Genomic DNA, 26,837 nt, shown 5'->3' with positions numbered 1-26,837 from the left:
CATAAAAAACCCACAGAGAATATCTTCGTTGCTCTGTGGGTTCACTTTATCATAAAAGGGTTTTTTAGACAGAAGTATTTTTTATAACAAGTACAACAAAACAGAAAAAAAGTGCATCGTCGTGCCAGCAATAACAAATACGTGCCAAATGGCATGATGAAATTTAAAGCCGCGCCAAACATAAAATATGGCGCCTACCGTATATAAAATGCCTCCAATCACAAGCAGAACCACTCCGTTATGCGGGACACCCTGCACGAGGGGCTTCCAGGCAAAGACAATAAGCCATCCCATTATTACATATAGTAAAGTGGAAATGTGAAGGAATTTCTTTACAAAAAAAGATTTGAAAACCGTTCCAGCAACAGCAAGTCCCCAAACAATCCCAAATAATGTCCAGCCGAGCCATCCCTTTACTGCGATGAACAAAAATGGTGTGTATGTGCCAGCAATGAAAAAATAAATGGAGGAATGGTCAAGTATTTCGAATACATCCTTCGCTTTTCCACGTGGAAGAGCATGGACGAGTGTAGACGACAAGTATAAAATAACCATGGTGCTTCCGAATAAGGTGAAGCTTACAACATGCCAGGCTGTACCGTGCAAGGCGGAGAATACAATGAGCAAGACGAGGGCAGCGATGCTTAGCAGTGCCCCAATTCCATGGGTAATTGAATTTGCAATTTCCTCTCCTTTAGAAAATGTGTGTGTAGTTGCCATCTGTATCCTTCCTTTCGAACGCGAGGCTGGGAATGAGTAGATGTAGTGTTTTTTGCCTCGTTCTTGAAAAAACATTAATTCTACCATATCATATATCAAGCAAATGGAAAACTGCCATACGTCCGATTTCAAAATCATTTGTTTTCCGTGATACATATTGCTGCAGAAGGAAGAGTGGTCATTGTGTTAACATTGCTTCAAAACGGCGAAGTATACGCTCCGCATTATATAGGAAGAAAAGATGTTTTGCTTGTCGGCAGCAAAATTGGGTATATACAGGATAGGATTGAAGTTCCCACTAACTTTGTGGCTGTGCGGGTAATAGATGCTTCAGATACATATATTGTTCCTGGATTTATTGATCCGCATGTTCATATTATCGGCGGCGGAGGTGAAGGCGGTTTTAAGACGCGCACACCGGAGCTGCAATTAACAGATGCGACGACTTCGGGTGTTACAACGATAGTTGGGTTGCTCGGTACAGACGGAACAACAAGACGGATGGAAAGCTTGCTGGCAAAGGCACGTGCACTTGAGGAGGAAGGCATTACTTGCTATATTCATACCGGCTCGTATCACCTGCCTGTACAAACGCTAACGAATCGTATTCAGGATGATATTATTTTAATTGACAAAATTATTGGGGTTGGGGAGATTGCGATTTCAGATCATCGTTCTTCACAACCTACATTTGAAGAGCTGGCAAAGGTAGCGGCAGCAGCGAGAAATGGCGGCATTTTATCAGGTAAGGCCGGCGTAGTGGAGATTCATGTTGGGGATGGCATGGCGCAGCTGCGGTTGCTCGAAGAGATTGTCGATCAAACAGATATTCCAATCCGGCAGTTTCATCCAACTCATATAAATCGTAATGCTGAGTTATTTGAAGCGGGAATTCACTATGCAAAGAAAGGCGGTTATGTGGATTTTACAACGAGTACCATTCCGCAGTTTTTGGAGGAAGGGGAAGTGAAATGCTCGCGTGGTCTGCGAATGATGTTAGAGAGAGGTGTGCCGATTGGCTGCATTACATTTTCTTCGGACGGACAAGCAAGCTTGCCTGCGTTTAGTAGTGATGGAGAATTTCTTGGGCTGCAGGTAGGAAGTGTCTCTTCCCTTTTCCAAGAAGTGCGAGATGCAGTGTTACAGGAAGGGGTTTCCCTTGAAACAGCATTGCAGGTTATTACTTCTAACACATCCCATGTGTTAAGGCTACCGGATAAAGGGTATGTAAAGGAAGGAAAGGATGCTGACATTGTGCTGCTCGACAAACACACGCTGCAAATTGACTCTGTCTTTGCGAGGGGGAGATTGATGGTAGAGGGGGGTACTCCTGTTGTGAAAGGAACGTTTGAACGCTAATAGTAATTTAGCACATATTTGTGTCAAAGCAATGCTTGTCATTGACGGTTCTCCCTTTTTTTGTCACAATATAAGTAGCAGTAGCATGCCATGCTAAGGGGGATAAAATATGCCGAATATTGGATTTCCAGGATTGATTTTAATTTTACTTATTGCTCTTGTTGTATTTGGTCCGAAAAAACTTCCGGAGATTGGGCGCGCATTCGGTGAAACGTTAAAGGAGTTTAAGAAATCGACAAAGGATTTGCGTGATGATGTGCTGGATGGGGACAGCAAAGACAAAAAATAAAAGCTATATAAAAGATGTAAGGTGACAATTCTCTTGCATCTTTTTTACACGGTAGGAAAGTATAAATTTCCAGCTAGAAGTGAATTCGGCGTAGTCAGAAATTTTAGGAATACAGTATAAGCAGGGCTACGCCTCTGTTTTCGCCCAAAAGCAGGGCTCGCCAGTCGGCGAGTTTTCTTTATATGAGCCAGGGAATGGGAAATGTGGTGAAAGAATGAACGATCAAGAGATGAGCGTGGTAGACCATTTAAGTGAACTGCGCAAGCGTATTATCATTACAATGATATTCTTTTTTATCTTTTTAACGGTCGGCTTTATGTATACAAAGGAGATTTATACGTTCATTGTCAAGGATTTGCCGATGAAGCTTACCGTGCTCGGACCTAGTGATATTTTATGGATTTATTTTATCATTGCCAGCGTTTTCTCTATTGTATGTACAATTCCTTTTGCAGCATTGCAGCTTTGGCTGTTCGTGAAGCCTGCATTATCTCCGAATGAGCAGCGGGCGACGCTTTTATATGTGCCCGCATTATTTTTATTATTTGCAGGTGGACTTTGCTTTGGGTATTTTGTTATTTTACCGTTTGTGCTGCAGTTCTTGGTGAATCTTGGAAAAGAAATGTTTCAATCAATGTTTACAACAGAAAAGTATTTTGAATTTGTTTTAAATATGACACTGCCGTTTGCGGTTCTATTCGAATTGCCGGTTATTGCCATGTTTTTAACAAGCATTGGTTTATTAAATCCAATTGCCCTTCAAAAGGTGAGAAAGTATGCTTATTTTGTTTTAATAGTGATTGCGGTTAGTATTACACCGCCGGATTTTGTCTCAGATTTCTCTGTAGCGATCCCGTTGTTATTTATTTATGAAATCAGTATCTCTGTCTCTAAGTTTGTATACAAACGCAGGTTAAAGCGAGAGATGGAACACCCGGGAGAAAGTGCCTCATATGAGTAGGCACTTTTTTCCTTTTTTAGTTATAATATTTATGAAAGCGTATACAATAAAAAGAAAGAAGTTGCATAAAAATTTAAAGAAAATTCATGATTTTCCTGAAATTTAGACAAACTTTTTAGATCTATTCATTTATACTAAAAATAAATTCCAAAAGAAGGATTGATATTTGTGATAACAAAAAGCTTTTATTTCACTCATTCGTCTGGAAATTGCATCAAGATTGTTGATATCCCCGTGCTAGAAGTCCAACATCCTTTAACATTCCAAATGCAGTCACGTCTTCAATTATTGGTCTCCAAAATTCAAAAGCATAGCAGTCCGAGATTTTCTTACTCATTCCGGGAATATTTACGTAATTGTCTCCCTTGGACTGATTACTCCAAAGTATATGAGATTAATTCGCTCGAAAAAAATGCATAGCAGCAAGTGTAAAAAGAGCGGGGGCAGCATCCGCTTTTTTTCGCACTGTAAGAAAGTATGAATTTCTAGCCGGAGGCCAACTCGACGTAGTAAGAAATTTTAGGAATACAGTATAAGAGCAACTACGCCTCTGTCTTCGCCTAACGGCTCGCCAATCAGCGAGTTTTCTTTACATCATTGCAGAGATAGAAAATTGGGCTACTGAAGGAAATAAGATATAGTAAGCGTTAGTAAAGCAGCGCAGCTTATGCAAAGGCGTGTTTGTACATAATTCATGATAAAACCTCCTAAACGTCTTTATATATAGAATGTTCAGGAGGTTTTATCTGTTATACATAATAGTAGCTTTTTTCTTATATTTTACTTGAGGCAATTACATAAGTTTGTCTGTTTCGTGAATAAAATGGGTGATACCGTTTTTCTTTTCACGTCCTTTTGTTACAATAAAAAGGATGGTATGGAAAGGGGTTTATATATGATGAAAATAACTCACATGAGATTTGCAGCCATAATATTTCTTTGTTTGATGATACTGGCTGGCTGTAGTACAGGATCGAAAATCCCTAAGGCGTTAAATTGGGATATTGCAGATTTTAAATACATAAATCAAAATGGGGAGTCCTATGGTTTAAAAGATTTAAAAGGGAAGGTATGGGTTGCTGATTTTATGTTTACGAATTGTACGACGGTCTGTCCACCGATGACTGCCAATATGGCGCGTCTGCAAAAAATGGCGAAGGAAGAAAAGTTGGACGTGCAATTTGTTTCTTTTAGCGTTGATCCGACTGTAGACAAACCTGATGTTTTGAAGACATACATACAAAAATATACAACAGATACAAGCAATTGGGCACTTTTGACGGGCTATTCACAAGAAGAGATCGAACAGTTTGCAAAGGAAAGTTTTCAAACGCTTGTCGATAAGCCGGATTCAACAAATCAAGTTGTACACGGTACGTCTTTTTATTTGGTTGATCAAAATGGAAAGGTTATGAAGAAATATAGCGGTGTATCGAATACCCCGTATGAGGATATTGTTCGGGATATAAAAAGATTGTTAAGATAAGTTATCGTATGCGTTAGCATAGAAGTTTATAATGCATGTAAGAAAATATGACAAAAATATTGACTAGAGAGGCCTTTCTTACAGAAGGGCCTCTCTTTTTTTAGCAAAGAAGCGAAAAAAAACGGATGTTTAGTAAAGTGAAACTTATAATGTTACCGCTTTCAATCGGAATTTGTAGAAAATTTACCAAAATATAGTTGTACTTACCAAAAAAATATGTATAATGAAAATATCAAAAATGTTACATAATCTAACATTTTATGTTAAGTTTTCTTACAGGGGGTGTTTGTGAAAAAAGAAAGACTTTCTCATTGCCGTGAGAAAGTCTTTCCAGAACCAGCATAAATTGTCGAGTTCTATGCTTGGTTCTGATTATATCATATGTAATTAGAATCTGATAAGGGGTGTTTGTATGGGATTTGGGAAGTTGTTTCAAAAAGGATGGTCAAAGAAAACCGTTGTTGCAGCAGCAACAGCAGCAACTTTCGCGTTAAGCGGATGTGCTGCATCTACAGCAGTTGATCAAGAAGAGAAAAAAGAAACAAGTACAGGAGATACAGTAAAAGTTGGTGTGCTTCATTCATTGAGTGGAACAATGGCGCTTAGTGAGGTATCCTTGCGTGATGCAGAGCTTATGGCAATTAAAGAAATTAATGACGCAGGCGGTGTACTTGGTAAAAAAATTGAGCCTGTTGTTGAAGATGGAGCCTCTGACTGGCCGACATTTGCTGAAAAAGCGAAGAAGTTGTTGCAAAAGGATCAGGTAGCCACCATTTTTGGGGGATGGACATCTGCAAGCCGTAAGGCGATGCTGCCGGTAGTAGAACAAAATAAGGGTTTGCTTTGGTATCCCGTGCAATATGAAGGTATGGAATCTTCCCCGAATATTTTCTATACAGGTGCAACAACAAATCAACAAATTGTACCAGCTGTATCATGGCTTTTGCAGAATAAAGGAAAGAAATTTTTCTTAATTGGCTCTGATTACGTATTTCCGCGCACTGCCAATAAAATTATTAAAGCGCAGTTAAAGGCAGAAGGAGGCACGTTATTAGGGGAAGAATATACGCCGCTGGGTCATACAGATTACGGCACGCTAATTAGTAAAATTAAAGAAGCAAAGCCGGATGTTATTTTTAATACATTAAATGGTGATAGCAACGTTGCTTTCTTTAAACAATTAAAGGATGCAGGACTTACATCTAAAGATGTAACGGTAATGTCGGTAAGTATTGCGGAAGAAGAAATTCGTGGAATTGGTCCAGAGATTTTGGCAGGTCATTTAGCTGTGTGGAACTATTTTCAAACAACAGACACGCCTGAAAATCAAAAATTTGTAGACTCATATAAGAAGGCATATGGTCAAGAACGTGTGACAGATGATCCGATTGAAGCTGCCTACTTTGCTGTATATTTATGGGCAGAAGCCGTGAAAAAGGCAGGGTCATTTGATGTGGAAAAGGTAAAGGCCGCTGCTGATGGTATTGAATTCAAAGCACCAGGCGGAACGGTTAAAATTGATGGCGCAACACAGCATACTTGGAAAACTGTTCGTATCGGGGAAATTCAAAAAGATGGCCAGTTTAAGGAGATTTGGAACTCTGGAAAGGCAATCCAGCCAGATCCATATTTAAAAGGCTATACGTGGGGCAAGAATTTGAACTAGCCGAACAAGAGAATAAGGGAAAGGTAGTTTAAGATTCCCTTATTCTTCTTTTTATGAACAGAAAAGGAGTGAATTATATGTCTGTTGTTATTACACAGCTTTTTAACGGGGTCAGTCTAGGTTCCATCATGTTGCTTATCGCTCTTGGATTAGCGATTACCTTTGGATTGATGAATGTCATTAATATGGCACACGGTGAGCTTATTATGGTTGGCGCCTATATGACGTATGTCGTACAGCAAGTATTCACGAAGTACTTACCAATGGATTTATTTGATTACTATTACATAGTAGCTGTTCCTCTCGCTTTTTGTGTCTCGGCGCTTCTTGGGGTGATAATAGAGAAAACGCTGATTCGATATTTGTATAATCGCCCTCTAGACAGTCTACTAGCAACATGGGGCGTCAGTTTAATTTTACAGCAAGCGGCACGTTCTATTTTCGGGGCGCCTAACGTAGCTGTTACAGCCCCTTCGTGGTTAGATGGAGGTTTAGTGATTGCGGGGCTTGTTTTTCCATACAAGCGTTTATTTATCTTGTTTTTAGTGCTTGTTTGTATGACTGTCTTATACTTCTATTTGGATAAAACCGCTGCAGGAAGAAGAATGAAAGCTGTTACAATGAACCGGAGCATGGCATCTTGTCTTGGGGTTTCAACGAAAAAGGTAGATGCCTATGCATTCGCTCTCGGTTCTGGACTTGCGGGGATTGCGGGTTGTGCCCTCACCGTTCTAGGACCAATTGGATCTACAATTGGAACCTACTACATTGTGGACGCTTTTATGGTTGTAATTTTAGGCGGCATTGGCAAACTTGTTGGGACAATACTTGGGGCATTTGGAGTTGGAATGGTCGAAACGATTGTAGAGTATTCGACTGATGCATCTATGGCAAAAGTAATTGTTTTTGTACTTATCATTGCATTCTTACAATTTAGGCCGTCCGGACTCGTTAGTGTCCGTACCCGCTCACTGGATTAAGGAGGGAAACAAATGAAACATAAGTGGGGATATAGCTTGTTTTTTCTTATCTTATTATTGGGCCCCTTCTATTTAACAGAATTCAGGCTTGCGTTATTAGGGAAGTTCCTTTGCTTTGCAATGATTGCGCTTAGTATATGTCTGATTTGGGGGTATACAGGTATTCTCAGTCTTGGACATGGTGTGTATTTTGGACTGGGTGCTTACTGTATGGCTATGTATTTAAAATTAGAGGCTGTGAACGGGAAGCTCCCAGATTTTATGGAATGGAGCGGCTTGTCTGAACTGCCGTTATTTTGGAAGCCTTTTTCTAATCCGGTATTTGCAATTACAGCCGCTGTATTCATTCCAGCTTTGTTAGCTGCTTTTTTAGGATATCTAACATTTAAAAATAGAATCAAAGGTGTATATTTTTCTCTTATCAGTCAGGCGGTTGTGGTTGTAGCGGTAACTTTGTTTATTGCAAAACAGGACTTGACTGGTGGAACGAATGGTCTAACAAACTTCTCCACTGCATTTGGTTTTTCACTTTCCTCACCACTTGTACAAATTGCCTTGTACATCCTTACCGTCTTCGTACTAGCGTTAGCATTTTGGGTGTATTCGTTTATGACAAACAGCCGTTTTGGCCGTGTATTAATGGCAATCCGTGATGGGGAGAACCGAGTTCGTTTTCTTGGCTTTAATCCAACTGCTTACAAGGTATTTGTCTATAGCGCTTCAGCAGCGTTGGCTGGATTGGCTGGTGTTTTGTTTGTTCTGCAGGTTGGCCTTATCTCACCCGCGATGATGGGTATCATTCCTTCTATTGAAATGGTTCTCTGGGTAGCAGTCGGTGGCAGACATTCATTAATTGGAGCAATCATCGGAGCGATTATAACCAATAGCGCTAAAAGCTTTTTCAGTGAGACCTATCCAGATATTTGGCTAATTTTTCTCGGTCTTTTGTTTATCATCGTTGTTGTGTTTTTGCCAGAAGGAGTTGTGGGAGCGTTTCAGTCGCTTAAGCAGCGTTTTATGAAGACAAAAGCAAAAGGAGGACAAAAGGATGCAGCCGATTCTATCGTGTCGTAATATTCTCGTGGATTTTTCTGGGTTCAAGGCCATTCAAGGAGTCGATTTAGAGGTTCAACCACAGGAGGTTCGTTTTTTAATTGGTCCGAATGGAGCAGGAAAAACAACAATGCTTGATGTGATTTGCGGAAAAACGAAGGTGAGATCTGGTGAGGTTTTGTTTCAGCAGACAAAGAAAATCACAAAATTACAGGAGCATGAAATTGTAAATCTCGGCATTACAAGGAAATTTCAGGCACCGTCTATTTTTTCAAAGCTTACAGTGTTTGAAAATTTAGAACTGTCTGTTAAACAGAGAAGAAATTTATGGTCAGTGCTTCGGGCGAAGTTGTCTGGTGAGGAGAAGGACAAGATTGTTTCCTTGCTTGAAAAAATTGGCCTGAAGGAACAGATGAGTGAAGCAGCCGGATCACTTGCGCACGGTCAAAAGCAATGGTTAGAGATTGGTATGCAACTTATGCAAGAGCCTCAGATTTTGCTTCTCGATGAACCGATTGCTGGTATGAGTGAGTCAGAGCGTTATAAAACAGGTGAGCTTATTCATGAAATTGCTGATACATGTTCTGTTCTTATCGTAGAGCATGATATGGAATTTGTGAAAAATTTTTCTAAAAAGGTAACGGTTATGCACGAAGGAAAGGTACTATGTGAAGGATCGATGGAGGAAATTCAACAAAATGAGCAAGTGGCTGAAGTGTACTTAGGAAGGAGGGGAAAAGCTTGCTGAAAGTAGCTTCGTTACAATCCGGATACGATGAGAGTATGGTGTTAGAGAATATTGATATGGAAGTACTCCCAGGATCTGTTGTTGCTGTTCTAGGCAGAAACGGTGTTGGAAAATCAACACTTATGAAAAGTATCATAGGATTGCTCCCGCTAGCTGCAGGTTCTATTATTTGGGAGAACAACCCTATTGAAAAGCTGCCTCCTGAGGAGCGGACGAAGAGAGGTATGGCTTATGTTCCACAGGGAAGAGAGATTTTTCCGACGCTTACAGTGGAAGAAAATCTGCTACTTGGACTTGAATCTCTTCCGAAACAGGAACGAAAAGGGATACCAGAGCACTTGTTTGAGATGTTTCCTGTTTTAAAGGAAATGCTCCACCGAAAAGGAGGGGATTTGAGTGGGGGCCAGCAGCAACAGCTTGCAATTGCCCGTGCATTGGCGGGCCAGCCAAGATTACTGCTTTTGGATGAGCCGATGGAAGGTATTCAGCCCTCCATTGTCCAATTAATTCAACAGGTCATATCACAAATTGCCGCTTCGAAAACAGTAGGAATTGTGCTAGTAGAGCATAGTCTGGATGTAGCGTTCGAATGTGCGGATTATTACTATGTTGTTGACCATGGTAAGATTGTTGCGCATGGGGATATCGCTTCCGCACAGATGGATGAAGTGAAAAAGTATTTAGTCGTATAACAGGGAAGGGAAAGGGTGATTCACATGAAGCTGACAGCTCGTGAACAAGAGAAATTGTTAATTGTTGTAGCAGCAGATTTGGCAAGGCGTCGCCAGGCAAGAGGATTAAAACTCAATTACCCGGAAGCTGTCGCGATACTTACATACGAAATTTTAGAGGGAGCACGTGACGGGCAGTCGGTTACTGCTCTTATGCGTTATGGCACAACCATTTTAACGAGAGATGATGTAATGGAAGGAATTCCTGAAATGATTTCAGATATTCAGGTAGAGGCGACATTTCCAGACGGGACGAAGCTTGTTACTGTTCATAGTCCAATTCGCTAGGAGGGGTTATTGTGATACCAGGAGAATACAGATTACAAGCAGAGCCGATAGTTTGTAATGCTGGCAAGAAGGGACAAACGGTGTCTGTGCTCAACCGGGGAGACCGTCCGGTGCAGGTCGGTTCACATTTTCACTTTTATGAAGTCAATGCAGCACTTTCCTTTGAGCGAGAAAAGGCGTATGGCATGCACTTAAACATTCCGGCAGGGACAGCTGTTCGCTTTGAGCCGGGGGATGCGAAGGAAGTAGAACTCGTTCCGTTTTCAGGCTCCCGCCATGTATATGGCTTAAATAACGGTGTGAACGGAGCGTTAGATAAGGAGGGAGAAGGATGAGCTTTCGTATGTCACGACAGCAATATGCGGATATGTTTGGTCCGACTACGGGGGACTGTATTCGTCTTGCGGATACGGAGTTGTTTATTGAGATTGAAAAGGATTATACCGTATATGGGGATGAAGTGAAGTTCGGAGGCGGAAAGGTGATTCGTGATGGAATGGGTCAGCATCCGCTTGCGGGACGTGAAGCTGCCATGGATCTTGTACTTACAAATGCTGTTATTCTCGACTATACGGGCATTTATAAGGCGGATATTGGGATAAAGGATGGGAAAGTCGCTTCTATCGGAAAGGCGGGCAATCCGTTATTGATGGATCATGTAGATATGATGATTGGGGCTTCCACTGAAATCATTGCTGCTGAAGGAATGATTGTAACTGCAGGTGGCATTGATGCTCATATTCATTTTATCTGTCCACAGCAAATTGATACTGCACTTTCCTCTGGGATTACAACAATGATTGGCGGTGGAACGGGACCGGCCACGGGTACAAAAGCAACAACATGTACTCCAGGTGCATGGAATATATTTCGGATGCTTGAGGCGGCAGACGCATTTCCGATGAACATCGGCTTTTTAGGGAAAGGAAACGCCTCAGCTGAGGAGCCGCTTATTGAGCAAATCGAAGCGGGTGCGATTGGCTTAAAGCTCCATGAGGACTGGGGTACAACAGCGGCGGCAATTGATACCAGCTTGCGCGTGGCGGACAAGTATGATATTCAAGTGGCAATTCATACCGATACGCTCAATGAAGGCGGCTTTTTAGAAGACACTATTGCTGCAATTAATGGGCGTGTTATTCATACATACCATACGGAAGGAGCAGGGGGAGGCCATGCGCCTGATATTATGAAAGCTGCGAGCTTCCCGAATGTGCTGCCTTCCTCCACAAACCCGACTCGCCCGTATACCAAAAATACACTAGATGAACACTTAGATATGCTTATGGTCTGTCACCATCTGGATCCTGCTGTCCCCGAGGATATTGCTTTTGCTGATTCACGCATTCGTAAGGAAACGATTGCTGCCGAAGATATTATGCACGATTTAGGCGTGTTTAGTATGATTAGCTCTGATTCGCAGGCAATGGGCCGCGTTGGGGAGGTAGTATCCCGTACGTGGCAAACAGCGGATAAAATGAAAAAGCAACGCGGGAAGCTGGCAGAGGATACCGGAAATGGAGATAATTTTCGGGCGAAGCGCTATGTTGCCAAATATACGATTAACCCAGCGTTAGCGCATGGAATTTCGGAGTATGTTGGCTCGGTGGAAGTTGGAAAGCTTGCTGATTTAGTGCTATGGGAGCCTGCTTTTTTTGGAGTGAAGCCCGAGCTAGTAGTAAAGGGAGGAATGATTGCCAGCAGCTTAATGGGAGATCCAAATGCTTCTATCCCAACGCCGCAGCCTGTTTTGTATCGGCCGATGTTTGCAGCCTTTGGTCAAGCACTACATAAAACAGCAATTACATTCGTGTCGCAGGCAGCAATGCAAAGCGGCATCCCGGAAAAGCTTGGCTTGAAAAAAATGGTGCAACCTGTGCATGGTGTGCGGACGCTGCAGAAGAAGGATATGATTCACAACGGTGAAATGCCTCATATTGAGGTAGATCCGCAAACATATGAAGTGAAGGTAGATGGAGAGTTAATTACATGCGAGCCTGCGGAAGTTGTGCCGATGGCTCAGCGATATTTCTTATTTTGAGGTGAGATGTATGATTATTGAACGCATTGTTGGAAACATCGAGACGGCGGAGAAGCTTGCTCCGCATAAGGAAAGGGTATACATGGAGAGCAGTGATCTTGTGAAACGGATTCAGCGTGTTACGACGGATCATGGAAAAGAGATTGGAATTCGCTTGAAGGATGCAAAGGATTTACAGGATGGCGACATTTTATATCAAGATGAAAAGAATATGATTGTTATTAGCGTACTCGCAGATGACTTGCTGATCATCTCACCAACCTCGCTGCAGCAAATGGGAGAAATTGCGCACCAGTTGGGCAATCGTCATCTTCCGGCACAGTTCGAGGGAGGAGAAATGCTGGTGCAGTATGATTATCTTGTAGAGGACTTACTACAGCAGCTTTCGATTCCACATCGCCGGGAAGAGCGAAAGGTGAGACAGGCGTTCCGTCACATTGGGCATAAGCATGATTAATAAACTGTTGCCCCTGCTGCAGCTGTGCGACTCGAATTTTCCGTCAGGTGCCTTTTCACACTCCTTTGGATTAGAGACGTACATATATGAACAAGAGATTCACAATACCATAACGTTTCAGGCTGCTCTTCATACATATATGGACATACAGGTGACGTATACAGATGGATTGGCATGTCATCTTGCTTATGAGTATGTAAAAGAGGGGAATATAGAAAAGCTATGGGAACTTGATGCCATGCTGTCTGCACTCGCGCTTGCGAGGGAGACGAGAGAAGGCAACCGTAGGATTGGAGAGCGGCTAGTAAAGCTTTGTAGTGTACTATATTCCGAGTTTGTTCTTCTTGCTGAATATGAGCAGCGTATAAGAAAGAAGGAAGCATACGGTCACCCTGCAATTGCATTTGCACTTGTTGCATACGGTTTGGAAATTAACCAGAGAGAGACAATAGCGGCATACATATACTCAGTTGTGCAATCGCTGATTCAAAATGCCGTTCGAGCGGTTCCCCTTGGTCAAACGGATGGACAAAAGCTGCTATTGTTTGTGCAGCCCCTTATCCAGCAGGCTGTGCAGAAAATTGAAAAAGCTGATGCAGAAGAACTAGGCATGACGTCACCAGGGCTTGAGATTGCCCAAATGAGGCATGAGCATTTACCTGTCAGATTGTTCATGTCATAACGATAGATAAGAAGGGATGAATGTGAGATGGAACCAGTACGAATTGGTGTAGGCGGACCTGTGGGTGCCGGTAAGACAATGCTTGTGGAAAAGCTGACAAGAGCGATGCATAAGGAACACAGTATGGCCGTTGTTACAAACGACATTTATACGAAGGAGGATGCGCTGTTTTTAATGAAAAATGGCATTCTGCCAGAGGACCGCATTATCGGCGTTGAAACGGGAGGCTGCCCGCATACCGCGATTCGCGAGGATGCATCTATGAATTTTGCGGCAATTGATGAATTAAAGGAACAGCACGCTGATTTAGAGATTATTTTTGTAGAAAGCGGCGGCGATAATTTAGCTGCAACATTTAGCCCAGAGCTTGTTGATTTTTCTATTTATATTATTGATGTTGCGCAAGGGGAGAAAATTCCTCGAAAAGGTGGACAAGGAATGATTAAATCCGATTTATTTATTATTAATAAAATCGACCTTGCTCCTTATGTCGGCGCTAGCTTAGAGGTAATGGAACGCGACACGAAAGCGGCACGTGGAAATAAGCCATTTTTCTTTACGAATCTAAAGGACGAAACAGGATTGAATGAGGTGGTCGAGTGGATTAAAAAACAAGCGTTGCTTATAGGGCTGTAGGTATGGAACACACTGGTTCTCTCTGCTTAGAGGCGATGCAAAAGGATGGACAAACTATCATTTCTGATTGCTGGTTTGAAGGGGCATTTAAAGTGACGCGACCTGTATACCTTGAATCCTCTCATCCTACGATTTACTGCATTCATGTAGGGGGAGGGTATGTAAATGGTGATTCCTATGAAACCAGCATTTCCTTAAAGAAGGATGCAAGGCTGACGGTCACAACGCAAGCCTCGACCAAGGTATATCGAACACCAGATAAACCAGTCCGTCAGTATACTTCTATCTTATTGAAGCAAGGAAGTATACTCGAATTTTTGCCTGACCCTCTTATTGCGTATGAGAAATCCCGCTTTGTCCAGGAAACGACAGTGCATATGGAAAGAGGGGCAACTTTTTTATATAGCGACATTATCACGCCAGGCTGGTCCAAAACAGGGGAACACTTTCAATATGATTGGGTTCGTTCTAAGCTGAAAATCTATGAGGATGAAAAGCTTCAAGTATATGATCATCTTTTTTTACAGCCTAAAGGTCACGATATGTCTTCCTTTATGCAAATGGAGGGGTATACGCATTTTGGAGCATGGCTTCTCGTTTCCCCGTTTGTTACCGAACAATGGATAAAAGAGCTAAGTAATATATTAGAAACTTGCAGTAGTGAAGCAAGAATTGGCTGGTCTGCTTTAAAAACAAATGGCATTGTTGTTCGTGTGCTTGCTTATCATACACAAACAATTGAACGTATATTTCAAGCGTGTACGGATTTAGTGAGAAGGCAATGGCAGCAAGTACCGCTCGATTTAAGAAAGTATTAGGGAAACACAGGGGGATTTGTGTATGAGTGGCAGTTTTTTATCTATATTGGCACTAGGATTTATATTAGGAATCAAGCATGCAACTGAGCCAGACCATATTATTGCTGTTTCAACCATCGCAAGCCGGACAAAGAAACTATCACGTTCCTCTATGACAGGAATATTTTGGGGTCTTGGTCATAGTGCAACTCTTTTAGTAGTCGGTATGATTGTGATAGGTTTAAAGCAGCAAATTTCTGAGCAAACGGCGGCTTTTCTAGAGTTTTTCGTTGGTATTATGCTTGTATACCTTGGTGTGAATGGGGTTCGTCTAAGTAGAAAACAAAAGGTGCATGAACACGGAGGCACAAAACATTTTCATGCGAAGTCGTTTGCAATCGGTTCAATTCACGGCTTAGCTGGAAGTGCAGCGATGGTGTTGCTTACTTTAACAAGAGTAAATACAACAATGGAGGCGTTCCAGTTTATTTTAATCTTTGGAGTCGGAACAATCGCCGGCATGCTTTTATTTACGACAGCGCTTGGCCTACCATTTATATGGGCAGCTTCCCGTCATTCTTTGCAGTCTTCCGTTGCGGTGATGGCATCCGCGCTTAGCTTGCTGTATGGCTTATATTACATGTATAGTATTGCATTTTAGAGGAGGAAGCCTTGATATATCGAGATTTTTAAGGTGTATTCCGCATTTTTAATGCCGTGAATTTTAAATTAGCTATTTTCTGAGAGGTTTCTCATGAGTTGCATTTGTATAGCAGGTGTAGCTGTCATGTTACTGCCAAGAAATTAATCAACTTTCTAGATCGAGTTTCTAGTAACAAAAGTAAGAGCAGCCTCACAATGCGGGGCTGCCTTTGCTTTGTTGATGACTTGGATACACCATCATAGTCCTACATATTCGGTTCTTTCCTAAATGTTTAGTACTCATTTAGTCAATGGACAAAATGTCGTTTGTGTATGCTGCTCGCGGTGCACGGATTTCTAAAACACCATTTTGATAAGACACTTTTGTATTTTTCTTGTTGATAGGGTAAGGCAGCTTGATGAGACGAGTAGCTTCTGTGAGGGAGCGTTCGCGGCGGTAATAGCTATCGGTATCGTTTTGCTCCTCTTCTAGCACATCGTCCTTTACGGAAATACGTAAATAATCACCTTGTACTTCTATAACAATTTGATTTTTGTTTATGCCTGGCAGTTCGGCTTGAATGACAAGGGAATCACCTGATTCATACAAATCAACAGGAAATGTCACTAGCCGATTTCCTTTTTGAAGCAAATGATTCATTTCTGCGATGATATTGCGTAAAGGTGTCTGCTCAAAAAAGTTATCAATTTGTTTTAAGTAATTTTTGATTTGAGAACGGTTGAGCTCATTTTTATTATTTTCGCTCATTATCATTACCTCCTTAAAATGACTCTGCGATATCATATGATGCATTTGCCTAAAGGTGATGGATCTCTTGGTAATGAAAGCGATTTTATTATACTTTTTCTCGCAGTCTTGTCATTCTTATGCTAGTATTAATAAGGTCAATATGGCAGTACAGAAAAAAAACAATGGAAATTGAAAGAAAGAAGGGTAAGAGCTATGTGCGGTTTTGTAGGGTGTTTGTACGAAAAACCTAAAGCACTTTCCAACGAAGAAATTACGCAGTTTGAAAATATGAATACGATAATTTATCACCGCGGTCCGGATGATGAAGGATATTTTCGCGATGAATATGTGCAATTTGGCTTTCGGCGTTTAAGCATTATTGATTTAGAAGCGAGTCATCAGCCGCTAACATATGAGAATGAGCGATATGTCATTATTTTTAATGGAGAAATCTACAATTATTTAGAGCTGCGAGAGATGCTTCTTGAAAAAGGTGCGACATTTGCTACACACGGTGATACAGAGGTTATCATTGCACTGTATGCAACGATGAAGGAGAAGTGTGTTGAGTATCTGCGAGGGATGTATGCATTCATGATTTGGGATCGTGAAGAGCAGGTACTCTTCGGTGCGCGTGACCATTTTGGTATCAAGCCTCTTCATTTTGCTGAGGATGGGGATGCAGTATATTTTGCTTCGGAGAAAAAGAGCATTTTACACGCGCTTCGTGATAAGGGTGTAAATCCAACGTCACTGCAGCATTATTTCACGTATCAATATGGTCCTGAGCCAGAAACGCTCACTGTGGATATTCGTAAAGTTGAGCCGGGTCATTATTTTGTAAAAAAACCGGGACAACCGATTTCCTTCCATCAGTATTGGAAGCCGCACTTTAAGGCGTCCCATGCGACAAAAGATGAGCATATCCAAAAAATCCGTGATGTCTTGTACAATTCAGTTCAAGTACATATGCGCAGTGATGTACCAGTTGGATCCTTTTTGTCAGGGGGAATTGATTCATCTATTATCGCATCCATTGCGAAGGAATTTAATCCGAACTTGCTAACGTTTTCGGTTGGCTTTGAACGAGAGGGCTTTAGTGAAGTAGATGTAGCAAAGGAAACAGCAGAAAAGCTGCAGGTGAAAAACTATAGTGTCAATGTAACACCAGAAGAGTACATGAAGGAATTTCCAAAAATCATTTGGCATATGGATGATCCTCTTGCGGATCCAGCGGCTGTTCCTTTGTATTTTGTTGCTAGGGAAGCTCGTAAGCATGTAACAGTTGTGCTTTCGGGGGAAGGATCCGATGAATTGTTTGGCGGTTATAATATTTACCGCGAACCAAATTCTTTAAAGATGTTTTCTTACATTCCAGAGCCAGGAAAACGTGTGCTTAAGGCATTAAGTGGAGCTCTTCAGGAAGGTTTTAAAGGGAAGAGTTTCCTAGAACGCGGCTGTACGCCAATTGAACAACGCTATTACGGAAATGCCAAAATTTTCACAGAAGCTGAGAAGCAGCAACTGATGAAGAGTTACAATAACGGAGTTAGTTATTTAGACATTACTAAGCCGCTTTATGATGAAATTCATATGTATGATGATGTAAGTAAAATGCAATATATTGATATGTATACATGGCTGCGTGGTGACATTTTATTAAAGGCAGACAGAATGACGATGGCACATTCTCTTGAGCTTCGCGTTCCGTTTCTCGATAAAGAAGTGTTCGCTGTTGCTGCGGAGATTCCAACTGAACTCAAAATTGCTGATGGCACAACGAAGGCGATTCTACGTGAGGCGGTAAATGGGATTGTACCGGATCATGTGTTGGGACGTAAAAAGCTTGGTTTCCCTGTTCCGATTCGTCATTGGTTGAAAAACGAGATGCATGATTGGGTGGTTTCTATCATAAAAGATAGCGCTACAGAGCATCTAATTGATAAACAATATGTATTGGGATTGCTAGAAGCACATTGTGCTGGTAAAGGTGACTATAGCCGTAAAATTTGGACGGTTCTTACTTTTATGGTATGGCATCAAATCTTTATTGAGCGTAAATATAATACGGAAGCATTTCATGAAGCGACTGTACAGGCTTACGCAAGAGTATAAGGAAGGGGTCGCCGATTGGTGAAGACTGAGGTGAGGTGTAGTCACACTTACACTTTATTCCTAAAGCTTTCTACTGTGTCAAATTCGCTTTTAAATGGAAACTCATACTTTCCTAAAGTGAGAAAAAAACCTTAAAGCGGTTTGCTTTAAGGTTTTTTTCATAAATACTTGTCCGCGTAATACATTTATATTATGAGAACGTTTGGAGAGATGATATGTTCACACTGGAACGCGTTACGGAAGATAATCTAGATGTAATTAAGGAGATCTTTCATTCTAATCCTGCCTATAATGAATGGGAAAATAAGGGATCCTTGTGTACGGATGAAGAACTGAGAAACCGTTTTTTTCATCCTATTCCTGAGCGGGATCTATATTTTATTAAAGCAGATGACACTTATGTTGGTTTGCTCGATTATATGGAAGGTTCTAAAAGGGATGGGGATGTCCGGCTTAATTTGCTGATGATTCATGGTGATTATCAGGGATATGGATATGGAACAAATGCGTACTTTTTAATTGAAAATATGTTCAAAGAAAAGGGGATAACAGGTCTAGAGATTGCTATCCCGAAGCAAAATAAAAAAGCGAAACGCTTTTGGGAAGGGCTTGGCTTCGTGTGGTTGGAGGAACAGCAAACCTCTAATGGGGAAGCTATAGACTACTTTGAAAAACAACTGTTGTAACGGAGGAAACATCATGAATATTCGTCACGCTGTACTAGAGGATGTACCAGGCATCTTAGACATTTATAATGACGCTGTTCGGAATACAACAGCTACTTTTGACTTGCGAGAGCAAACACTAGAGGAAAGACACGAATGGTTTCAAAAATATGGAGATACGTATCCGCTTCTTGTAGCAGAGGAGAATGGACATGTGCTTGGCTATTGCTCACTTTCTGCGTTTCGTGAAAAGGAAGCATACAAATCCACGGCTGAAATTTCCGTTTATGTACATAAAGATGCGCGTGGCAAGGGAGTGGCTCATACGCTTATGCAAATCATTCTTGAATTGGCACCTGACAAAGGCTTTCATATGATTGTTGCAGGTATTACAAAAGGAAATGATATAAGCGTTAAGCTTCACGAGGATTTTGGCTTTAGCTTCGCCGGATGTCTCCTCGAAGCTGGCTATAAGTTCAATGAATGGCAGGATGTGCTCTTTTATCAGCTTATTTTAAAATCTTAAAGCGAAGGCAGGGGTATGATGTCAGCTACGTGGGGGATTGTAAGTGCTGTTAGTTGTTTAGTTTTATGCGAAACGATAGGGTTTATACTCATGAAGCGGCTTGGCGCAAAAGGAGTACCTTATGAAATGCCCCATCTTCCAGTACTTGTTCTAACCTTCTCAGCACTGTATGGCATCGAGAAAGTAGCTTTATTTTCTCCAAGTCTACGGGTTATTGTCCAATTTGGAATGCTTTACTGTATGATTGCGGCTGGTGTGCTGCTCCTGCTGGCTTTCATCCGGCATGTCCATTATCAATCTTATATTTTTATTTTAAATTGGTTAAAAAAATAGATAAGCCGCCTGTTTTTCAGAACAGACGGCTTTTTTACACTGTAAGAAAGTATAAATTTCCAGTTAGAGGTGAATTCGACGTAGTTAGAGATGTTAGGAATACAGTAAAAGTAGGGCTATGCCTCCATCTTCGCCAAGGGCAGGGCTTATCAATCAGCGAATGTTCGTGCCAGAAAGTATAACCTTTCGGGGTGATGTCTAGCTCCCAAGGACCAAAATGGCAGACTCCGGGCTGAACCTTCGCAAAAGGCAAAAAGCACCGCCACCCCTACGCTGCCATAAAAGGCGGGCCTTGTCCGCTTTTCTTAATTTATCGTAAAAATTGCACTCAGTACGGCAGGAATATAAATAACATAGCAGAATAGTACTATATTAAGTAGAATAATTTTTGAGTCGATTTAGTTTATCTACATTTGGTCGGGAGGTTGGAGATATGGAGGAGAAATTGCGTCGTATCCAAGATTTAGCGCAAGAGATTGTGGAAACATTGCTGCAGGAAGCGTTTTTTAATCAAAATACGCAAATGCGTCATTCGGTAGAGCATCTTGCTAATACGGTGGCGGCTCTCGCCAAAATCCAGTTGAACGAAGATGACAACATTGAGGATACTCTTCGTTATACCGTGACCAAAATGTGCATTGTGCGTAATGCAATGGAGAAAGAAAAGCAGCATAAGAACATAAAAGAGTTTGCCTAACACCTGATTACAAGTCAGGTGTTTTTATTTTAGTAATGGAAACTTTAAGGTTGAAAGGATGACATGCATGAGTATGCGGAGTTCCCTTCTAGTTTTTGAAAAGCCTTCATACAATGATAAAAGCATTGAAAAAGGAGGGCAAAAACGTGAAGCTCCAGCAAGCTCTTCATCCAAATCTGGTGAAGCGATTGCAGCATATGGTGTTCGTCGGTATCGTGATGCCGCGAGAAGCTGATAATCCTCGCTTTTTCGTAAAGTGTTTATCACCTATTCCCAAGGTTATTTCTGACGCATTGGTAGAGCCAGGTATATTGTTTGAAGGACTATCCACTATACGGCACAATGAGAAACTGTTATCTCTTCTCACAAAAGAAATGCAAAAGCAGCATGTGGCTATTTTTCGTCTTCGATATGCTAATGGTTCTTTGTATGTGGAGTTGCTAGAGTTGAGAGCAGGAAAGCCGTGTGAATCGTATCGTATTGTCCCAATTCCTTACTTAACATCTGATCAAACGAGAGCAGTTCTTGAAAAAAAACTTACAAAGGGATATGTGTCACTCATACTTAGAAAGTATCCGATTGATTTTGGAGCTCCTGAATTTTTACTTTATGAAGGTCGGTTATATGGAAATTTATCTTTAAAGCCATCAGTCAGTTCTATTATGTATTCTGAACAAAGACGGGAGGTAGTATATTGTGATGTAATCGATTGGCCAAGTGAAAATGACATTTCTGTTGGGGATCACTTATATTTTATAAGTGAACAAACATATAATACGCTAAAAAGACAGCTTGCAGAAAAGGGAGGAAAATTGGTTGAACCGGATTCTGCTCCAACTAAGGCGAAGGAGCAAGGGAATAAGCGGGAAATAACATTTTTGCAGCATGTTAAAACGCAGGCTCTGCAAAGGAAGCTATATATGGAGGAAACTGATTTATATAATCTCCATATTTGTTTAAAAACCAGTCCTATTACAATTGTTGCAGGTATGTCAGGAATTGGAAAATCGCAAATTGTGAAGCTGTATGCAGAAGCGCTTGGTTTGCAATACGGGAAAGAGCTGCTTTGGATTCCGGTCTCTTCTTCTTTTCAAGAACCGCAAGATTTGCTTGGGTATCTTCATCCGAACGGGACATATATGGAGAGTGATACAGGGTTAGTGAGCAAGCTGTTAGAAGCGCAAAAAAATCCTGAGAGGCTATATATGATTGTTTTTGATGAGATGAATATGTCACATATTGAACATTGGTTTACTCCATTTCTATCATTGTTAGAACTGCGGGAAGAGGAACGATTGCTTTCTTTATATGAAGGGGAGCAAAAGGGAGAAATTCCATCATCTATAAAAATTGGTTCAAATCTTCTGTTTATCGGTACCATTAATTTTGACGAAACGACGAAGGAATTATCGGATCGGCTTCTTGATCGTACCCCTATTGTAACTTTTCGAAAGTTGCCTTTTCGAGAGGCTGCTCTGATGCGGGAACAATCGCTGGCAAAGAGATGCAAGCTTTCTGTTTCGGCATTAGAGTATTGTAAGCAATGGAAGCAGGAAGAAGATGCATTTTCTGTATTTTCTGAGGAGGAGCTTGAAATTCTTGATGCTTTGCATGCTGCATTGCAAGTACATGACCCATCGAAAGGGGTCTCGTTTCGTGTTGCGGCAGCAATTGCAAATTATATAGCTAACATTCCACGGGATGAAGATGGAGCCCTTCTCATGAGCAGAGAAGAGGCATTTGATTTACAGCTGAAGCAGCGTATTTTTACGAAGTTGCGTGGCATGGAAGCTGTAATCGGTTCGCTTCTTGCAGAGGATGGCAGGAAAGGGAATTCCCTTTTTTTACTTTTGCAATCTCCGCTTGCAAAGGAAGTATCAGCATTTACTCATAGTATATCTTTTTTAAAAGAAAAAGCGAGAGAGCTGGAGCTGTATGGGTATGTTCGATAGCGGAACAGATATTATTGATAGTGGTGAAAAGCTTTCGTTTGTTCTGCAGCTTATGGTAGGGGGAGGAGAAAAAGGAGATGTTATTTTTCTCGATCGACTTTGTGAATCACCGCGTTTTATTTCGCAGTGTATTTATGACGTACAAGAGCTAAAGCCGATTCGTCTCTCTATCCAAAATAGCACAGAAAAGGTTACGTTTACTTGGAATAAAGTATATGAGGGGAAAAAAGGAGAAAAGGAATGGAAATATGAGCTCGGCCCTGAAAAAGCGACTGTTTTAATTTATGAACATGGAAAGACCGACTATCTATATCCATGGCGTTGCGGTATGTATCATTTTGAAGTGATGGTTGCGGAAGCATGTTATTATGGAGCTTTTCGTATTACACCTAAAAATTTTTCCAACGATGGCATGCAGCTTATTCAGGAGAAGGTCATGTCTATTGTGAGCAGCCTGATTGTGGATCGCGGACATTATAAAAAAACATTTTCTTCGTTTGCAGAACTAGAGGACCACTCTTATATGCAAACAATACGCTGGCTTTCTCAGCACACAGTGCGAGTTAAGCAGCTGTGTGCACAGATTGAACACGAAGTACAGTATGGGAAGGGATATCGAACGGAGCAGCGTATACGCAAACAAACAAAGCATACTGCTCGAAAAAATGCTTTGCTTGCAGAACGAGGAGCAATGAAAAGCTGCAACGTGCGGTTTTTTGAAGATTATAATAGCGCATCAAATCGCTATATGAAGAGAAAGCTCAAGGAATTCGAACAGCTTATTTATCAGCTCCTCCGCTTTTTGAATGATCATTTAGACAAACTCGAGAGGTTGGAGGAGAGCAGTAAACGGGAAAAACAGGCGATTCAAACTATTTTGCAGACAATTGAAAAAAATGGTTCTGTCACAGATCGTGATAAGCAAAAGTACCGGAATATGAATCTTTTAAAGGATACTGATCTGAGAAAAGCGTTGATGAAGCGTCAAGAGTACAAGGTGTTACATGAGATTGTTCGGGGGATGCACCGTGATCTGTCGGCTTTCCTTCATTCTCGTTTTTGGGGTAGTATTTCTGATGAAGGGAATGTAAGATTGCCAAATACTTTAACACCTCCCCGGCGTCAGTTATTAAAAATTTTAGAAACATCCTATCGGAAAAGCAGCACCCACATGAACGAGCCAGCCTTTTTATTTGTGCATAAACCGACATTTCTTATATATGAGTACTATTCATATTTTGCTGTTATCTCTATTTTGGAGGAAATCGGATTTCGGCCTATTGTTCCTGTCCGTGAGCAGATTCAATCGTATTTTTACCTTGATGGCCTTCAGGACGGAACAACTGTAGTGCTGGAGCGAGGGGATGCAGCGCTTCATATTGTTTTTAATGAGCTAATTGAGACGCATCCAATCGTTGCTTTAAGTAAGGGAAGTCACTTCTACAATGGAGAAGATACAAAAAAGCCAGATATCCGTATTGATTATTATAGAACAGATCATGGTATTAAGCGGTATCAATCTTCTGTTATTGTGGAAGTCAAATACAGTCCGATGTATAACATTTTTCAACCTGTCGGAAACACAAAGGCCACAGAGCAAATGTATAAATACTGGTCAATAAAGTATGTAGAAGAGCAGAATGGGAAACGTATCTTTCAGCGACGTGCGATTTATGAAGTTGTATGTGTATATCCAGGCAGCCAAGTACACGCAAAAAAAATTGAAGCTGGCTGTGGTGTATTTTTACAATTCTATCCTCATAAAACAAAACAACGGGGAGAATTTCTCGTTGGAAAAGGGGAATGTATTCGTTTGTTTCGTGAGTGGCTGCAGCTATAAGGCGTCGGGGTGATGTTTAGCTCCCAAGGTCCAAAATGGCAGCGTAGGGCTGGACCTCCGCAAAAGGCCAAAGGCGCCTTTTACTCTGGCTCACCCCTACGCTATCATAAAAGGCGGGCCCTGTCCGCTTTTCTTCATACATATTCGGAAGTAAAAATCATCAATAATAGAATTGTAGTTTTTGTAAAATAAAGAGCCTTTTTATTGCAGTTTATAGTTTACATCATATAGGATAAATAATGAGAACGTTAGCAAGGATAAATATGGAAGGAATATAAGGCATAGATAATATAAAGAAGAGAAAGGTGGGAAAATATGTTTCTGCATGTTCGAACGAAAAGGGAGCATTTTGTGTTTGAGCAATTATGGGGAGATTTTTGTGAAGAACGCGATTTGATGTTTGTTGAACGAAATTTAAACCCATCACGCTATCTGCTTATCGGTGAAGGGGAGCGCTATATAGGTACGGTAGAATGCGCTCCTTATCAAAAGCCCGAAGAGTCTAATGCTGAGTTTTTCTATCCATTTTCTCAAAATAGACTTATTACAGAATTGAATAAAAAAAGAGTATTTGAGATTGGAAAATTAAGCATTTCCAAGCATTTTCGCGGAATGGGCCATTTTAAGCGACTTGCAGTTATTTTATTTATTCATGCGCTTGAACAGAAGGTAGATTGGTATATTGCAGTTGTTACAAAACGGATGTATATGTATTTACGTTCACTTGGTTTTCAAATGGAACCGATCGATGAACCATTTCTGTTTCATGAAACATTAGTGGGTGTTCCTATCCGCCTGCATGCTTGGCAAGGAATGAAGTATTTATATTCCTTGAAGGAGTTTCGCGATGTGATTCATGCGACACCGCAAGCGCAGCAGCTCATACAGGAAAATGAAAAAAGGATTATGCTGACATATTGAGCGTTGATTTCAGAAATACAGACATTGTTCACTTATTTGTAACGAGATCACATAGATTCCTGTGATTCTTATCACAGTTTCTTGAGCTTCTTTCCTATATCCTAAAGGTGTAAGGATGAACAGGGAGGAGCTGGAACTATGTTTTGTCATCAATGTGAACAAACGCCAACAGGCGGCTGCAAAGTAATCGGAGTTTGTGGTAAGGATGAAACAATCGCAAGCTTACAGGATATACTTGTATTTGGATTAAAAGGAGTCGCTGCTTATCGCACGCATGCAGCGCAGCTTGGATATACAGATGAATTTGTTGATGCAACAACGCATGAAGCTTTATATATGACACTTACTAATTCTAACTTCAATGAACAAGAGCATATTGACATGGCGATGAAGGTCGGACAATCGGCAATTCGGGTGATGGAATTGCTTGATAAAGCTCATACGGATCGGTTTGGTATTCCTGAACCGGTAAAAATTACACAAAACAAGGTTGAAGGAAAAGCGATCGTTGTGACCGGGCATAACTTGTTCGCGTTAGAGGAGTTGTTAAAACAAACAGAAGGTAAAGGAATTAATATTTATACGCATTCTGAAATGCTCCCGGCACATGGGTATCCGCAATTAAGAAAGTATGCACATTTAAAGGGAAATATCGGTAAGGCATGGTATGATCAGCGCCGTTTGTTTGAGAAATTCCCAGGTGCTATTTTAGCAACAACAAATTGCGTAATGCCAATTAAGGGGACATATGCAGACCGTTTCTTTTCTTATGATTTAGCAGGATTAGAAGGCGTACGCAAAATCGAAAATGATGATTTCACGCCGTTGATTGAAAAAGCATTGGAATTGCCAGAGGCAAACATGGAATCAGAGGAGAAACTATTTACAGGCTTCCACCATGAAACAGTGTTGTCCATTGCTCCTGAGATTATAGAGGCAGTAAAGACAGGGGAGATTCATCGTTTCTTCGTAATTGCAGGCTGTGACGCTCCTGGCAAGGGGGGAGAATACTATCGTGAGCTTGCGACATCACTTCCTCCAGAAGCTGTTATTTTAACAACATCATGTGGGAAATTCCGTTTTAATGATATGGATTACGGCGTTGTACCAGGAACAAACATTCCGCGTTACATTGATTTAGGACAGTGTAATAACTCGGTTTCAACAATCAAGATTGCTGCGGCTTTGGCTCAGGCATTTGAATGCGAAGTAAATGATCTTCCTGTTAGTATTGTTCTATCATGGTTTGAGCAAAAAGCAGTAGCGATTTTACTCGGTTTATTTAGTCTTGGGATTCAAGATATCCGTATTGGACCGAAAGCGCCAGAGTTTATTTCTCCAGGGGTACTAGAGGTTTTGCAGGAATCTTTTAACCTACAGCTTATTACAACAGCAGCAGAAGATATGGCTGCTATGTTAGCATAAAAGAAAGTCCCCGGAAAATCTGGGGACTTTCTTTTATGCTCTTATGGGTTATATTGTGAGCGAAGCTGTATCATTT

The 26,837-nt window shown here is 41.1% G+C and carries 29 protein-coding genes; 27 read left to right on the top strand and 2 right to left on the bottom strand.

Translation table 11 applies throughout. The annotated features are described in order from the left end of the window. Window positions 1-81: 81 nt before the first annotated feature. Window positions 82-720 carry a PAQR family membrane homeostasis protein TrhA gene (gene trhA, locus EP737_RS03555; RefSeq protein ID WP_129726518.1) on the bottom strand — a complete coding sequence of 213 codons (639 nt, stop codon included), beginning with the start codon at window positions 718-720 and terminating at the stop codon, window positions 82-84. A gap of 183 nt (window positions 721-903) precedes the next feature. Between trhA and iadA the strand changes: the two genes are divergently transcribed. The 18 genes from iadA to EP737_RS03465 all read left to right on the top strand — a co-directional run bounded on the left by iadA (window position 904) and on the right by EP737_RS03465 (window position 15,555). Continuing rightward, the gene (iadA, locus tag EP737_RS03550) at window positions 904-2,079 is read left to right on the top strand and encodes a beta-aspartyl-peptidase (RefSeq protein WP_129726517.1); all 1,176 of its coding nucleotides are present in this window, start codon (window positions 904-906) and stop codon (window positions 2,077-2,079) included. A gap of 109 nt (window positions 2,080-2,188) precedes the next feature. Then, a complete protein-coding gene (locus tag EP737_RS03545; protein WP_129726516.1) occupies window positions 2,189-2,368 on the top strand; it encodes a twin-arginine translocase TatA/TatE family subunit in 180 nt (59 codons plus the stop codon). Between the two features lie 214 nt (window positions 2,369-2,582). Next, window positions 2,583-3,329, top strand: a complete 747-nt coding sequence (gene tatC, locus EP737_RS03540; RefSeq protein WP_129726515.1) for a twin-arginine translocase subunit TatC — start codon at window positions 2,583-2,585, stop codon at window positions 3,327-3,329. A 168-nt stretch (window positions 3,330-3,497) separates the two neighbouring features. Then, window positions 3,498-3,749, top strand: coding sequence for a DUF2535 family protein (locus EP737_RS03535; protein ID WP_129726514.1), 252 nt, complete (start codon window positions 3,498-3,500; stop codon window positions 3,747-3,749). A 478-nt stretch (window positions 3,750-4,227) separates the two neighbouring features. Beyond that, complete coding sequence (locus EP737_RS03530) at window positions 4,228-4,815, top strand: SCO family protein (RefSeq protein WP_129726699.1); 588 nt, start codon at window positions 4,228-4,230, stop codon at window positions 4,813-4,815. Window positions 4,816-5,227: 412 nt separating this feature from the next. After that, window positions 5,228-6,481 carry an urea ABC transporter substrate-binding protein gene (gene urtA, locus EP737_RS03525; RefSeq protein ID WP_129726513.1) on the top strand — a complete coding sequence of 418 codons (1,254 nt, stop codon included), beginning with the start codon at window positions 5,228-5,230 and terminating at the stop codon, window positions 6,479-6,481. A 77-nt stretch (window positions 6,482-6,558) separates the two neighbouring features. After that, window positions 6,559-7,461, top strand: a complete 903-nt coding sequence (gene urtB, locus EP737_RS03520; RefSeq protein WP_129726512.1) for an urea ABC transporter permease subunit UrtB — start codon at window positions 6,559-6,561, stop codon at window positions 7,459-7,461. Window positions 7,462-7,473: 12 nt separating this feature from the next. Beyond that, a complete protein-coding gene (gene urtC, locus EP737_RS03515; RefSeq protein ID WP_129726511.1) occupies window positions 7,474-8,535 on the top strand; it encodes an urea ABC transporter permease subunit UrtC in 1,062 nt (353 codons plus the stop codon). Then, window positions 8,510-9,262, top strand: a complete 753-nt coding sequence (gene urtD, locus EP737_RS03510) for an urea ABC transporter ATP-binding protein UrtD (RefSeq protein WP_129726510.1) — start codon at window positions 8,510-8,512, stop codon at window positions 9,260-9,262. The genes urtC and urtD overlap by 26 nt, the downstream gene beginning before the upstream one ends. After that, window positions 9,256-9,954, top strand: coding sequence for an urea ABC transporter ATP-binding subunit UrtE (urtE, locus tag EP737_RS03505; protein ID WP_129726509.1), 699 nt, complete (start codon window positions 9,256-9,258; stop codon window positions 9,952-9,954). The genes urtD and urtE overlap by 7 nt, the downstream gene beginning before the upstream one ends. Window positions 9,955-9,978: 24 nt before the next feature. Then, complete coding sequence (locus EP737_RS03500; protein ID WP_129726508.1) at window positions 9,979-10,281, top strand: urease subunit gamma; 303 nt, start codon at window positions 9,979-9,981, stop codon at window positions 10,279-10,281. A gap of 11 nt (window positions 10,282-10,292) precedes the next feature. Continuing rightward, on the top strand, window positions 10,293-10,616 hold the full coding sequence (locus EP737_RS03495) for an urease subunit beta (RefSeq protein WP_129726507.1): 324 nt from the start codon (window positions 10,293-10,295) through the stop codon (window positions 10,614-10,616). Next, window positions 10,613-12,322, top strand: a complete 1,710-nt coding sequence (gene ureC / locus EP737_RS03490) for an urease subunit alpha (RefSeq protein WP_129726506.1) — start codon at window positions 10,613-10,615, stop codon at window positions 12,320-12,322. The genes EP737_RS03495 and ureC overlap by 4 nt, the downstream gene beginning before the upstream one ends. A gap of 10 nt (window positions 12,323-12,332) precedes the next feature. After that, a complete protein-coding gene (gene ureE, locus EP737_RS03485) occupies window positions 12,333-12,779 on the top strand; it encodes an urease accessory protein UreE (protein WP_129726505.1) in 447 nt (148 codons plus the stop codon). Then, complete coding sequence (locus EP737_RS03480) at window positions 12,772-13,461, top strand: urease accessory protein UreF (RefSeq protein WP_205650870.1); 690 nt, start codon at window positions 12,772-12,774, stop codon at window positions 13,459-13,461. Before ureE ends, EP737_RS03480 begins: the two co-directional genes overlap by 8 nt. A 27-nt stretch (window positions 13,462-13,488) precedes the next feature. After that, complete coding sequence (gene ureG, locus EP737_RS03475; RefSeq protein WP_129726504.1) at window positions 13,489-14,097, top strand: urease accessory protein UreG; 609 nt, start codon at window positions 13,489-13,491, stop codon at window positions 14,095-14,097. A 2-nt stretch (window positions 14,098-14,099) separates the two neighbouring features. Further along, window positions 14,100-14,915: an urease accessory protein UreD gene (locus EP737_RS03470; protein WP_246040170.1), complete on the top strand. Its 816-nt coding sequence runs from the start codon at window positions 14,100-14,102 to the stop codon at window positions 14,913-14,915. 22 nt (window positions 14,916-14,937) lie between these two features. Next, window positions 14,938-15,555 carry a HoxN/HupN/NixA family nickel/cobalt transporter gene (locus tag EP737_RS03465; RefSeq protein ID WP_129726503.1) on the top strand — a complete coding sequence of 206 codons (618 nt, stop codon included), beginning with the start codon at window positions 14,938-14,940 and terminating at the stop codon, window positions 15,553-15,555. 285 nt (window positions 15,556-15,840) lie between these two features. On the opposite strand, the gene EP737_RS03460 is transcribed toward EP737_RS03465, so the two are convergent. Next, on the bottom strand, window positions 15,841-16,305 hold the full coding sequence (locus tag EP737_RS03460; protein WP_129726502.1) for an Hsp20/alpha crystallin family protein: 465 nt from the start codon (window positions 16,303-16,305) through the stop codon (window positions 15,841-15,843). Window positions 16,306-16,500: 195 nt separating this feature from the next. Between EP737_RS03460 and asnB the strand changes: the two genes are divergently transcribed. The 9 genes from asnB (at window position 16,501) to hcp (ending at window position 26,761) form a co-directional block, all read left to right on the top strand. Next, entirely contained in the window at window positions 16,501-18,402 is a 1,902-nt protein-coding gene (asnB, locus tag EP737_RS03455) for an asparagine synthase (glutamine-hydrolyzing) (protein WP_129726501.1), read from the top strand. A 215-nt stretch (window positions 18,403-18,617) separates the two neighbouring features. Continuing rightward, complete coding sequence (locus tag EP737_RS03450) at window positions 18,618-19,088, top strand: GNAT family N-acetyltransferase (protein WP_129726500.1); 471 nt, start codon at window positions 18,618-18,620, stop codon at window positions 19,086-19,088. A gap of 13 nt (window positions 19,089-19,101) precedes the next feature. After that, window positions 19,102-19,593, top strand: coding sequence for a GNAT family N-acetyltransferase (locus EP737_RS03445; RefSeq protein ID WP_165350688.1), 492 nt, complete (start codon window positions 19,102-19,104; stop codon window positions 19,591-19,593). A gap of 18 nt (window positions 19,594-19,611) precedes the next feature. Continuing rightward, window positions 19,612-19,926, top strand: coding sequence for a hypothetical protein (locus EP737_RS03440; RefSeq protein ID WP_205650869.1), 315 nt, complete (start codon window positions 19,612-19,614; stop codon window positions 19,924-19,926). A gap of 433 nt (window positions 19,927-20,359) precedes the next feature. Then, complete coding sequence (locus EP737_RS03435) at window positions 20,360-20,623, top strand: LemA domain protein (protein WP_129726498.1); 264 nt, start codon at window positions 20,360-20,362, stop codon at window positions 20,621-20,623. A gap of 146 nt (window positions 20,624-20,769) precedes the next feature. Beyond that, the gene (locus EP737_RS03430) at window positions 20,770-22,575 is read left to right on the top strand and encodes an AAA family ATPase (RefSeq protein WP_129726497.1); all 1,806 of its coding nucleotides are present in this window, start codon (window positions 20,770-20,772) and stop codon (window positions 22,573-22,575) included. After that, a complete protein-coding gene (locus EP737_RS03425; RefSeq protein WP_425455835.1) occupies window positions 22,559-24,415 on the top strand; it encodes a hypothetical protein in 1,857 nt (618 codons plus the stop codon). The genes EP737_RS03430 and EP737_RS03425 overlap by 17 nt, the downstream gene beginning before the upstream one ends. A gap of 315 nt (window positions 24,416-24,730) precedes the next feature. After that, on the top strand, window positions 24,731-25,336 hold the full coding sequence (locus tag EP737_RS03420; protein WP_129726496.1) for a hypothetical protein: 606 nt from the start codon (window positions 24,731-24,733) through the stop codon (window positions 25,334-25,336). Between the two features lie 138 nt (window positions 25,337-25,474). After that, complete coding sequence (hcp, locus tag EP737_RS03415; protein ID WP_129726495.1) at window positions 25,475-26,761, top strand: hydroxylamine reductase; 1,287 nt, start codon at window positions 25,475-25,477, stop codon at window positions 26,759-26,761. Window positions 26,762-26,837 lie beyond the last annotated feature (76 nt).

The sequence above is a fragment of the Ectobacillus funiculus genome, from assembly GCF_004138295.1.
Classification (GTDB): domain Bacteria; phylum Bacillota; class Bacilli; order Bacillales; family Bacillaceae_G; genus Ectobacillus; species Ectobacillus funiculus.
The sequence above is the reverse complement of the archived record's forward strand: the minus strand, read 5'-3'. Positions and strand labels throughout refer to the sequence as shown.